At 48.7% G+C, this 12,554-nt stretch carries 8 protein-coding genes and 4 tRNA genes; 3 read left to right on the forward strand and 9 right to left on the reverse strand.

From position 1 onward, the window contains the following. Positions 1-12: 12 nt before the first annotated feature. Positions 13-3,450 (reverse strand): NahK/ErcS family hybrid sensor histidine kinase/response regulator, encoded by a 3,438-nt coding sequence (locus tag ACK5NH_RS03410; RefSeq protein ID WP_416917806.1) that lies wholly within the window; start codon positions 3,448-3,450, stop codon positions 13-15. 175 nt (positions 3,451-3,625) lie between these two features. On the opposite strand from ACK5NH_RS03410, the gene acs reads away from it, so the two are divergent. From acs to ACK5NH_RS03425, 3 genes are all read left to right on the forward strand, one after another. Then, a complete protein-coding gene (acs, locus tag ACK5NH_RS03415; RefSeq protein ID WP_416917807.1) occupies positions 3,626-5,578 on the forward strand; it encodes an acetate--CoA ligase in 1,953 nt (650 codons plus the stop codon). Positions 5,579-5,804: 226 nt separating this feature from the next. Further along, entirely contained in the window at positions 5,805-7,577 is a 1,773-nt protein-coding gene (locus tag ACK5NH_RS03420) for a DEAD/DEAH box helicase (RefSeq protein ID WP_416917808.1), read from the forward strand. Between the two features lie 60 nt (positions 7,578-7,637). After that, entirely contained in the window at positions 7,638-7,898 is a 261-nt protein-coding gene (locus ACK5NH_RS03425) for a GrxA family glutaredoxin (protein WP_011072684.1), read from the forward strand. Between the two features lie 58 nt (positions 7,899-7,956). Here the strand turns inward: ACK5NH_RS03425 and ACK5NH_RS03430 are convergent, their stop codons facing one another. The 8 genes from ACK5NH_RS03430 to tolB form a co-directional block, all read right to left on the reverse strand. Beyond that, positions 7,957-9,120: a DcaP family trimeric outer membrane transporter gene (locus ACK5NH_RS03430; RefSeq protein ID WP_089067565.1), complete on the reverse strand. Its 1,164-nt coding sequence runs from the start codon at positions 9,118-9,120 to the stop codon at positions 7,957-7,959. A 173-nt stretch (positions 9,121-9,293) separates the two neighbouring features. Beyond that, positions 9,294-9,369: transfer RNA gene (locus ACK5NH_RS03435), tRNA-Lys, on the reverse strand. 36 nt (positions 9,370-9,405) lie between these two features. Then, positions 9,406-9,481, reverse strand: a tRNA-Lys gene (locus ACK5NH_RS03440). Positions 9,482-9,517: 36 nt separating this feature from the next. Beyond that, a tRNA-Lys gene (locus tag ACK5NH_RS03445) sits at positions 9,518-9,593 on the reverse strand. 54 nt (positions 9,594-9,647) lie between these two features. Continuing rightward, positions 9,648-9,723: transfer RNA gene (locus ACK5NH_RS03450), tRNA-Lys, on the reverse strand. A gap of 142 nt (positions 9,724-9,865) precedes the next feature. After that, positions 9,866-10,618, reverse strand: coding sequence for a tol-pal system protein YbgF (gene ybgF, locus ACK5NH_RS03455; RefSeq protein WP_416917809.1), 753 nt, complete (start codon positions 10,616-10,618; stop codon positions 9,866-9,868). 24 nt (positions 10,619-10,642) lie between these two features. Continuing rightward, a complete protein-coding gene (gene pal / locus ACK5NH_RS03460) occupies positions 10,643-11,179 on the reverse strand; it encodes a peptidoglycan-associated lipoprotein Pal (protein ID WP_011623127.1) in 537 nt (178 codons plus the stop codon). Positions 11,180-11,225: 46 nt separating this feature from the next. After that, the gene (gene tolB / locus ACK5NH_RS03465) at positions 11,226-12,554 is read right to left on the reverse strand and encodes a Tol-Pal system beta propeller repeat protein TolB (protein ID WP_416917810.1); all 1,329 of its coding nucleotides are present in this window, start codon (positions 12,552-12,554) and stop codon (positions 11,226-11,228) included.

Below are 12,554 nucleotides of genomic sequence, written 5' to 3' on the forward strand. Positions count from 1 at the left end.
ACACATTGATCACTAGGCCTTTTTTACAAGGCTTGAGATCAAGGCTCGCAGCGCCGCCGGTTTAATCATTTTCGCCATATAGTGATAACCCCGGCGCTGCACATCCTCCACCAGTTCTTTACGGGTATTGGCGGTGATTAAAATCCCCGGTAACTCTTTGCCATAGAGCGCGCGGATCCCATCCATCGCATCGACACCATTTTGGCCATCGTCCAAGTGGAAATCCGCTAAAACAATATCCGGTGCCACTCCTTTTAGGCCTAACTTTATGCGCGCATCGGCTAAATCCTTGGCACAAATCACCTCACACTGCCAGCGGCTGAGTAGACTCTCAAGCCCCGCCAAAATGGCCTCTTCGTTGTCGATACACAGCACTTTAATGCCAGACAAAGGTTGCAATAGCGATGGCAACGCCTTCACCTGCGGCTGACGCACGGTTTCCCCTAAAGGCACACTAATAGAGAACACTGAACCACGTCCAAGCTGTGAGGACACTTGAATACTGTGGTTTAGTACCCTGCTGATCCTATCGGCAATCGCCAGCCCTAGGCCGAGGCCGCTGACACTTTTACTACGTGGATTATTTAAGCGCTTAAACTCTTTGAAAATTTCGCGGGTTTCGTGCTCATCAATGCCGCAGCCCGTGTCCAATACTTGGATCTCTAACTCACAGCCGCGATGGCGACAGCCAAACAGCACCCGTCCACCACGGGCATAACGGTAAGCATTGGTTAAGAAGTTTTGCAGCACGCGCCGCAGTAGCGAAGGATCGGAGTTAACCGTAGCGCTACAGGGGATCATCTTAAAGCGAATTTGATTGTCCGCCGCCATCGCCTCGAATTCGACCGACAGACCATTAAGCAGCTCGGATATGGCAAAATCGCGGCGATTGACTTCCACCATGCCGGAATCCAGCTTCGAAATATCCAATAAGTCGGTGAGTAACTCGCCAGCGGTTTTGAGCGAGCTATTCACATGGGATAAGGTGGTGCGCGCCTCACGATCCAAATTAGGATACTGGGACAAGGACGCGGTAAACAATCTCGCCGCATTCAGAGGTTGCATTAAGTCGTGCCCTACCGCCGCTAAGAAGCGACTCTTAGAAGCGTTCGCCATTTCTTCCTGCGCCTTGGCCTCAAGTAACTCACTGTTTAGCATGGCTAACTCGTAGGTACGTTCTTTGACGCGCGATTCGAGGGTTTCATTGGCCTCAAGCAAAGCGCGCTCCTGCTCGCGATACTGAGTAATGTCGGTAAAAGTCATCACAAAGCCGCCATCGGGCATAGGATTGCCTTGAATTTTAATCACTTTGCCGTCTTTACGTTGCCGCTCTGAGGTGTGCGGCGTGCCGTTACGCATATGCTGTACGCGTTTTTCGACCTGCGACTCAATGTCCCCCACGCCGCAATATCCCCGCGCCGCGTTAAAGCGGATCACTTCGCCAATCGGCATCCCTTGCTGTAAAAATCCTTCAGGATATTGATACAGCTCGACGTATTTGTAGTTCCATGCCACCAAGTTAAGATCGCTGTCGATAACGCTCATCCCTTCATAGGCATGCTCGATAGCCCCGCGCAGCATATCTTGGCTGAGCATGATTTTGGATGAGGCTTCATCCACTAGACTAAAGACTTCGTCTAAGGCCAAGTCGCGCCCCTGTAACACCGAGTCCATCACCAAGGAGGCACTGGAAGCGCCAAGCACACCGGCAAGTAAACGTTCGGTGTGGGCAATAAGCTCAGGTGTCGCAGCCTTGTGCCAGCTGTCACTCTTAACCGCCTCGGTGGAGAATCGGCTAAAGCTTTCATAGGCGCGGGTTGGGCTAACAAAGCGGCTGGCTAAGATCAGCAGATCCTGCTGAGAGATGGGACCATTTTTCTTGTTGGCATTATTTTTAAGTTTACCCGGGCTGACAAAGGCACTGGCTTGAATACGCTCGGCCACTCCTGCCCTAAACCAAATCGAGCCTAAGATATAGCAGGCAATATTGGCGAACAAGGCAGTGAGGGCATCGCGCACATTGGGGGTAATGGCATCTAACAGGTCGATATTACTCGACAATAAGGTCGCCACATTTTGGCCATCGTTCATGCCGCTTAGCATGATGTAAAACCACAGACCAAAGCCCACACTCAAGCCTAAAAACACCCCTGCGCGATTACCGTGCTTCCAATAGAGCCCGCCCACCAGCGCGGGAGCAAGCTGGGCAAACGCCCCGAAGGATAACATCCCAAGGTGCGATAGCGAGTCACTGTCAGCGAGCGCCAGATAACTGCCATAACCCAAACCAAGGATGATGACGATGGCAAGGCGGCGCGCATTTAATAGCATCTGCGAAAACTGGCTGAAATTTTTCTCACGGATATTGCCCGTGCGCAGCATCACTGGCACCAACCACTCGTTACTCACCATCACGCTTATCGTCACTACCGCCACAATCACCATGCCGGTTGCCGCAGATAACGTGCCTAACAGCGCAATGACGGCGAGCAGTGGATGATCTAAGGCAAGCGGTAAATTGATCACATAAGTATCGGCAGCAACGCTATCACCGAGGATCACTTTACCCGCCAGAGCCAGTGGCCCAACGAATAAGCCAAATAAGGCCAAATACAGCGGGAATAACCAGCGCCCCTTTGACAACACCGACTCATCGGCACACTCAACCACCATCACGTGGAATTGCCGCGGCATACATAAAAATGCCGCCATGCCGACGAGCAGCTCAGGCATTAAGGCTTCGATTCGCGGATTTGGGTAATTAATTAATGCCTTTTCGCTCGCCTGCTGCCAGATATCACTAAAACCGTCGAACACGCCAAAGCTAATCACAATCCCCACCAGCAAAAACGCCGCCAGTTTGACTAACGATTCAAAGGCAATCGCCAGCATCATGCCGGGGTTATGCTCGGTGGCGTCGAGCTTACGCGTTCCAAATAGAATGGCAAAAATCGCCAGCAACGCTGTGATAAGTAAAGGAATAGTAATGCCGTTTAAAGGATCGTCTGCTGGCTGAAACAAGTTAAGGCTAAACACCATCGCCTTAAGTTGCAGGGCAATGTAGGGCATGATGCCAAATAGCGCGATGAGGGTAACAATGGCCGCTAAAGTTTGTGACTTACCGTAACGGGCGGCGATAAAGTCGGCGACCGAGGTAATATTTTGCGCCTTGGACACGAGGACCATCTTGCGCAGCATGCCAAAACCTAAGGTGAAAATAATAATTGGGCCGATAAAAATCGGGATGAAGGACCAAAAATCATTAGCCGACTGCCCTACCGTGCCTAAAAAGCTCCACGATGAACAATAAACCGCCAGACTTAAGCCATAAATGCCCACCTGAAGCTTCTTGGTCACGCCGCTAAACCAGCGCTCCGCTCCCCAGGCCAAAAGGAATAAAAGTGATACATAACAAATAGCAATAACGGCGACGACTAAGGTGAGATTCATATTTTTGCTCTTTTTTCCGTTATTGTGCGATAAATAATGGCTGAAATCTAGCCAGATTTTCTAATGCAACAGCCTAAATATAAAGGAGATTTTAAAACTAGACCAAGGTCTAATGGAGTTGCCAGCCCCTTGCATACCATACTCAGACTACGCAATTTTTAGAAAGGGAAGCCCTATGAGCTCGCAGTCTCTCTACAAAGTCTCCGGCAATATCGCAGCCAATGCACTTGTAAATAACGATCAATATAAAAAAATGTACCAAGAGTCGATTGTCAATCCAGAGGGTTTCTGGAGAGAGCACGGCAAGCGTATCGATTGGATAAAGCCATACACAAAAATCAAAAAAACATCTTTTGACGATCATAACTTATCGATTAACTGGTTCTATGACGGCACCCTAAACGCCTCGGCTAACTGCTTAGACCGCCATTTGGCGGAGCATAGCGACCGCGTCGCCATCATCTGGGAAGGCGATAACGCTAACGAACAACGTAAAATCACCTACGGTGAGCTGCACACTCAAGTGTGTAAGTTTGCCAACGCCCTACGCAGCCAAGGCGTGCGTCGTGGGGATATTGTGACCATTTATATGCCAATGGTGCCAGAAGCGGCAGTCGCTATGCTGGCCTGTGCCCGCATCGGTGCCGTACACTCGGTGGTCTTTGGTGGCTTCTCACCCGATTCTATCGCTTCACGGGTCATCGACGGTAAATCTAAAGTAGTTATCACCGCCGATGAAGGTATGCGTGGTGGCCGCGCGATCCCACTCAAACGCAACATCGACGATGCGCTAAAGCATCCCGATGTCACCAGCGTTGAGAAGGTGATTGTACTTAAACGTACTGGCGGCAAGGTTGACTGGGTAGAAGGCCGAGATGTGTGGTGGCATTCTCTGGTTGAAACCGCATCCGAGCACTGCGCCATTGAAGAAATGGGCGCAGAGGATCCGCTCTTCTTACTTTATACCTCAGGTTCTACCGGTAATCCCAAGGGCGTATTGCACACCACCGGCGGTTATATGGTGTATGCCTCAATGACCCACGAGTATGTGTTCGATTACAAATCCGGTGAGATTTACTGGTGTACCGCCGACGTGGGTTGGATCACAGGTCATTCCTACATGGTGTACGGCCCACTCGCGAACGGTGCGACCGTGCTTATCCACGAAGGGATCCCAAATTACCCAAGCCCTGCGCGTTTAGGCGAGATGATTGACCGTCACAAGGTGAATATTCTCTATACGGCGCCAACCCTGATTCGTGCGTTGATGGCCGAAGGTAAGCAACATTTTGATAAGTATGATGGCAGCTCGCTGCGCATCATGGGCTCAGTGGGTGAACCCATTAACCCCGAAGCTTGGCGTTGGTACCATGAAGTCATTGGCCATGAGCACTGCCCGATTGTCGATACTTGGTGGCAAACCGAAACTGGCGGTATTTTGATCACGCCACTGCCTGGCGCAACCGATACCAAACCCGGCTCGGCGACTCGCCCTTTCTTTGGGGTACAACCGGCGCTCGTGGACAACATGGGTAACATTTTAGAAGGCGCAACCGAAGGTAACTTAGTGCTGCTCGACTCATGGCCAGGCCAGATGCGTACCGTATATGGCGACCATGAACGCTTCGTACTGACCTACTTTAAAACCTTCCGTGGCATGTACTTTACCGGTGACGGCGCGCGCCGCGATGAAGACGGTTACTACTGGATCACTGGCCGTGTGGACGATGTGATTAACGTCTCCGGTCACAGATTAGGTACCGCAGAGGTAGAAAGTGCACTGGTATCACACGAACTGGTCGCGGAAGCCGCCGTTGTGGGCTATCCCCATGATATTAAAGGTCAAGGTATTTACGCCTATGTCACCTTAACCCGCGGCACAGAAGAGAGTGAAGAACTTCGCCAAGAGCTGCGTCAATGGGTTCGTAAGGAAATTGGTGCCCTGGCCACACCGGATCTTATCCAGTGGGCAACAGGATTACCTAAGACACGTTCTGGCAAAATCATGCGCCGCTTCCTGCGTAAGATTGCCGCGAACGAAGTGACCAACTTAGGTGATGCATCAACGCTGGCCGATCCAGCCGTGATTGAGACCTTGATTGAAACTCGCTTGAATCGTAACGAGTAGTCGTTATCCCACGCTTAATCGTGATTTATCACGGTTAAGCGCAGCTTTAGCTCCTGTACGTTTGAACCTTGCTCCTTCGAGCACAGGTTCCTTTAAATGAAGCAAACCCTGTTGAGAAAGTGCCTGATTGCCCCTTTCTCTTAGTTGCCCCTCCAACCAAGGGGCATTTTTTTGGTTCTGTGTTAAGCTTGGCGCCAAACTCAATCGACCAAGAATAGCTAGCAGCGTGTCAGTTAATTCCAGCCCAAGCGTTACCCTCAGGGATTACCAGCAACAAGCCGTCGATGCCGCCATCGCGCATTTTAAAAAAAGCACCGATTCCGCCGTGTTAGTCCTACCAACGGGAGCCGGGAAAAGTATCGTTATTGCCGAGCTTGCCCGCATCGCCAGAGGACGAGTGCTGGTTTTAACCCATGTGAAGGAACTGGTTGCCCAAAACGCGCAAAAAGTGGGATTACTGACGACTGAGGCCAGCATTTACTCCGCTGGGTTAAATCAAAAATCGACTGACGGCAAAACCGTCGTGGCCAGTATCCAATCCGCCGTGCGCGCCTTAAATCAATTCGATGAGCCCTTCTCGCTGGTGATTATCGATGAGTGTCACAGAGTCAGCCTCGAAAAAACCAGCCAATATCAGCAGATCTTAAGTCATTTACAGCAGTGTAACCCCAAGCTGAGGTTATTAGGCCTCACGGCCACTCCCTATCGACTCGGGACAGGTTGGATTTACAAACACCACTACCACGGCAAAGTCGGCTCGCCTGAACTTGGGATTTTCGAGCAGTGTATTTTCGAGCTCCCTATCCGTCCGCTGATTAAGCAAGGCTATTTAACCGCGCCCACCTTGTTCGATGGTTTAAGCGCCCAATATGACTTCAGCCAAATCAAGCCTAATGACAATGGCGAATATCCCGAGGCCCAAGTCAATGCGTTGCTGAATCACGCCGGACGCGCCACAACGGCGATTGTGAAGCAACTGATTGAGCTGAGTCACCATCGCCAGGGGATCATTATTTTTGCGGCAACGGTGCGCCATGCTGAGGAAATTGTCAGCCAGCTCAACAAGGAGCACAGCGAGCAAACGGCAATCGTCACGGCGCAAACGCCAGATAATGAACGTGATGAGCTTATCGAGCGCTTTAAAACGAGGAAGCTTAAGTTCCTCGTCAATGTGGCGGTATTGACCACCGGATTCGATGCACCCCATGTGGATTTGATTGCGATTTTACGCCCCACCGCATCCGTGAGTTTGTTTCAGCAAATGATTGGCCGCGGTCTTAGGATCTGTGAAGGTAAAAAAGATTGTTTAGTGATTGATTACGCAGCCAATGGCTATGATTTGTATTTTCCAGAAGTCGGCCAAGCTAAGCCCAATAGCAAGTCGGTTCCGGTACAAGTGCACTGCCCTGTCTGCCAGTTTGCCAATATCTTTTGGGGATTAACCGACAATGATGGCGATATTATCGAACACTTTGGCCGTCGCTGTCAGGGCATAGTCGAGCATCATGGACAAAAACAGCAATGTGACTTTCGATTTAGGTCTAAATCCTGTCCCGATTGCGGACAAGAGAACGACATTGCAGCGCGTATTTGTCAGCATTGCCAGTCGACCTTAATCGACCCCGACAAACGCCTTAAGCAAGTATTGAATAAGCAGCACCATCATCTGTTCCGCTGCCAACATATGACGTTATTAGTTGATGCGGGCGATCTTAAGGTGCAATATCTGGACATTGAAGGAAACGAGTTTAATCGACGCTTTAAACTGCAAACGCCCGCCCAATGGCATGCCTTGTATGCGCTGTTTATTTTCCCCCATAGTCGCACGCCGGGCCTAAAACCTAAGCAATACAAAAAAGTGTCTGAGCTGATTGCCGATAGCGGCGCCTTTCGAATGCCGGATCTGTTACTGCTAAAAAAGCACAAAAAAGGCTGGGATCTGCTCGAAAGCTATTTCGATTACCAAGGACGCTATCAAACTGAAAATAAACACATCTGACATTATCAATTCGGTTAGCGCTATGGTATAAAACGCTTAAAGTAATCCTAAGGAGCTATTATGTACGTTGTTATTTTTGGCCGTCCTGGCTGTCCTTATTGCGTGCGAGCAGTACAACTGTCAGAGCAACTCGTTGAAAAACGTGATGACTTTAAATTTAGATACGTGGATATCCACGCCGAAGGGATTTCTAAAGCGGATCTCGAGAAGACTGTCGGCAAACCAGTCGAAACTGTGCCACAGATTTTCGTTGATGAAAAACACGTAGGTGGTTGCACCGATTTCGAACAATATGTTCGCGATAACAACCTGTTAGGTTAATCCTAATACCAAATAAAAAGGAGACCTCAGGTCTCCTTTTTATTTATTACATCAAACGTCAGAGCACATACTTCGCCGAGAAGATGATCCGGCTTAAATCACCATCATCACCATTCTCTTTACTGTTTTGGGCGTACATATATTCCACCCCAAAGGTCAGTGGTTTACTAGGGGAATATAACAGGTTGATATAGCCAGAATAAGCATCCTTATTCACCCCTGTGCCCGTTAAAGCCACATCATTATCCGCCTGCATGCCAGAGAATGTCACACTGGTGCGCCACTGTTCGTTCCACCAATGACGGTAAGACACAAAGCCGCCGAAGGTACGAATGGATTCAATATCGCCGCTCGCATCTAACACACCCGCATTAATGTAGTTAAGCGCCATATAACGCCCTAAACCGTCACCATAGGTTGCGGTAAAGCGCAGATCATCTTTACCAATGGGGATAATCCCCGCCACACTGGCGCCGTAGCCAAAGCTCGAACTGTCGATTTGAGTCGCACCGATTTTGGTTTCTAAATTGAGTTGACGAGCAATACCCGCAAACGAGAATGAGGCGCCGCCGTCCGTCTTGAGATTGTATCGCGCCACCACATCAGGCACGACACCATTACCACTGGTGATCCGTGCGCCACCTTGATTCGGAGTTACCGTTGTTTCAGGGTTTTCTATCGCAAATTGGAAATTACCATGGGTATAACGCAGTAACGATTGACGCACAAAGGGCGTACCATCCGCAGCACCAACAAAGTCGAGGTTTTCGGGTAAGGCTGCAGGATTTTGGAAAGTGGTCCAGGTTTGACCCACAGTCCAATTATCGTAAGACACATAGGCATGGCGGATACGTGGTGAATAGCTGTTAGATACTCGCTCATTACCATCGGTGTGGGTCATGAAATCCAGTTCAATAAAGCCCGACAAGCTATGACCATCAAGATCCGTTGCCGCCTTAAAATTAAATCGCGTTTCACGGGCTTGGAAATCCACCACTTGGTTACCATTGCCTTCTTTACCGTAAATGGTACCCGGTACATAAAACTGACGGGATAAATCCCCCGAATCGGGTGCCCCATTGCCATAATCGCTGAACATTACGTCCGCCTTAATATAGCCACCAAATTCAACGTCAGTATTTTTTAAAGAAGCCGCATTGGCAGAGCCCATAAATGCCAATAAGGTTGCAGAGTAAAGCAAGCTAAGTTTTGCTTGTTTCATTATGTTTTCCCCAGTTGTTATTATTTGTCCGCAGCCAATATGGACAATTTAACAAGCGAGCAACATTGGCAATAAGTCTATGAGACAAAAGTAGAAAATGCAGAGAAATAAAACGGTAATCCGGAGTAATTACTAACGAAAGAAGATTATTACTAGGGAGAGATATAAGAGAGTGGTGGGTCGTGAAGGATTCGAACCTTCGACCAATTGGTTAAAAGCCAACTGCTCTACCGACTGAGCTAACGACCCATTTGGTTTTGCGCTGATTTATACACTTTCAGTAAGTGGTGGGTCGTGAAGGATTCGAACCTTCGACCAATTGGTTAAAAGCCAACTGCTCTACCGACTGAGCTAACGACCCATCTGGTTTTGTGCTGATTTATACACTTTCAGTAAGTGGTGGGTCGTGAAGGATTCGAACCTTCGACCAATTGGTTAAAAGCCAACTGCTCTACCGACTGAGCTAACGACCCATTTTATTTACATAACTTCAAATACCGCTAACTTATTCTATTTACTAGAGTAAGTGGTGGGTCGTGAAGGATTCGAACCTTCGACCAATTGGTTAAAAGCCAACTGCTCTACCGACTGAGCTAACGACCCATTTACTGGTATTTTGCGCCCCGAACGACCTCGCCGCTCCGAGGGCGCCTATAATACCTTTTTCATTTTCCCATGCAAGCGTAAATTCCCAATTTTTTGTCGTTTGCATGAAAAACAGACTAAGAGTATGTTTTTTAGTTAATTATGCTTTAATCGCAGCCAATTGCTGCTGGGCAATGCGTGCTGCGGCACTGTTGGCGTAGTCTTTGACCACTTGTTGGTAATACTGAGTCGCCCCCGCTTTATCGCCGGTTTTCTCTGCAATCATGCCAAGCTTCACTAAACTGTCTCCGCGTTTGTTGGAATCACTAAAGCGAGTCACTACAGTATTGAAGGCTTGTTTGGCTTCAGCGAATTCACTCTTATTAAACAGCAACTGGCCTAACCAATAGTTTGCATTGGCCGCATAGACTGAATCTGGATACTGCTTAATAAAAGCACGAAACGCTGGAATAGCATCGTCATACTTGCGCTCTTTCAGCACTAGGTTAACCGCGCCTTCGTAGCTGGCCGTTTCACTTAAACTACTGGCGGCGGCATTGGCGGTTGCAGCGGCAGCAGCGGGCGTTACTGGGGTAGAAGCAGCTGGTGCGGCAGCGGCTTTGGAGGATAAATTGGCAATTTCATCGTAAAGCTGACGCTGACGTTGTTGCATCTGCTCTATTTGGTAATTTTGTTGTTCGGTCAAACCACGTAAGTCGAGAACTTCTTGCTGCAAAGTATCCAGACGGCGCTGCATATCAATTTCGCTTTGTTGTCTCGATTTTACAATGCGCTCTAAACGAGCAAGTCTGTCATCACCTGAACCACCAGCAATATCTTCAACAGGAGCAGGAGCTGCAACTGCAGCTCCTGCGCCGAAGAACATTGCCGTAATTAAGACGGCACGTTTCATCTCGTTACTCTCCGTAATTCAATCTTAGTAAACTAAAACTGCACGACGGTTTTTAGCAAAACCTTCATCGGTACGAGTGAAGTCAAGTGGCTTCTCTTCGCCATAGCTTACGATGCTCATTTGGCTAGGTTGTACACCCATGCCTTGCAGGTATTTAGCAACAGCTTTAGCACGACGCTCACCCAGCGCGATGTTGTATTCAGGCGTGCCACGTTCATCGGCATGACCTTCAATCAATACGCGTACGCTTGGGTGCTCAACTAAATAGGTACCGTGGGCTTCGAGTACGGCGGCAAATTCAGTTTGAACTTCACTGCGGTCGAAGTCGAAGTAAATGATGTGTTCTTTTCTCAACTGCTCGAGTTGCTGACGTTGTTGCTCTTCAGGTGACAACATTCCACCAATACCGCCAGTTTGAACGCCACCACCATTCAGTTCACTACCAGAACCGCTTGTAGAGCCCATGGCATCAGTTTCTGATTCAGAAGTTGAGCTACACGCACTAATAGCCATAATTGGAAGTGCTACCAACATAGCTTTTAACAACTTGTTCAGATCCATTATCTGTTCCTTATAAAATTAAATGTTAATAAATCTAGCTAATACATTAGAGAAACGGAGACCAAGAAGGTGATTTCACCTCGCCCTGACCTACCGGTAATCTCGCTTTAAAGCGTCCGTCCGTAGAAACAGCTGCTAAAACTTGCTTGCCTTGATACGTAGTGCCATAAATCACCATAGTACCATTAGGGGCCACACTTGGAGATTCGTCCAAACGTGTCGATGTCAGCACCTGCATAAAGCGCGTACTTAAATCCATACGTGCAATATTAAATTTACCGTTTGTGCGATTTACAAAAATCATGCTGCGACCATCAGGGGTAATTGAACCACCTAAATTCCATTCACCTTCAAAGGTTTCACGGGTCACTTTGCCTGAATTTAAATCTACACGATATAACTGTGGTCTACCACCACGCTCGGAGGTAAACAACAATGACTTGCCATCAGGATACCAAGAAGGCTCAGTATCGATGGAATAGTGGTTGGTAATACGTTTTGCCGCTTTAGTGGCGATATCGATAACGTAAATCTCAGGTTGGCCATCCTTTGAGAGAGTCACAGCTAAGGATTTACCATCGGGCGAGAATGTCGGTGCACCGTTAATGCCAGGAAAGCTACTCACCTTAGTACGTACTTGGGTATAGAGATCCTGAACAAAAATCTCAGCCTTTTTGTTTTCAAAGCTCACATAAGCTAAACGACGGCCATCAGGTGACCAAGAAGGAGACATCAGCGGCTCTGGAGAGCGGAGTAACATCTGCTCGTTGTAACCGTCATAGTCGGCGATCATCAGTGAATAAGCCGCTTTCTGAGTGTGGTTAACCACCACGTAGGAAATACGGGTTAAGAAAGCACCACGAATACCCGTCAGCTTCTCATAGACGATATCGCTGATACGGTGGCCATATTGACGGAACTGCGCCGCAGAAATCACCGTTTGGCGACTATCCATCAAAAATTCTGTCGCACTGGTAGGCCCTTTTAGCGCTTGGTTTTGCGCTTTTACCAAATCGATAAGGTCAAAACTCACCAAAAACTGATCCGTACCATAGGGTTTTACCGACCCCACAACAACGGCTTCTGCACCCACATTGGCCCACGCACTCGCGTCAAACTGGGCTAAGGCACCAATGCCTCGTTGTGGTAGAGCTAATTCATCTAATGGTTTGAAGGTACCGCTACGTATTAGGTCTGACATCACCACATCGGCGATCGCCTGAGGTGGCGCACCCGCTCCTTGCCATTGGAATGGCATCACTGCGATTGGACGCGCTGCATCCACCCCCTCAGTGATCACAATATCCAGCGCCGCTTTTACCGGCATAGTGCAAAGCAGAACCGCTAATGCTAACCATTTTGCCAAAATTTTCAT

The organism is Shewanella sp., assembly GCF_047975355.1.
Classification (GTDB): domain Bacteria; phylum Pseudomonadota; class Gammaproteobacteria; order Enterobacterales; family Shewanellaceae; genus Shewanella.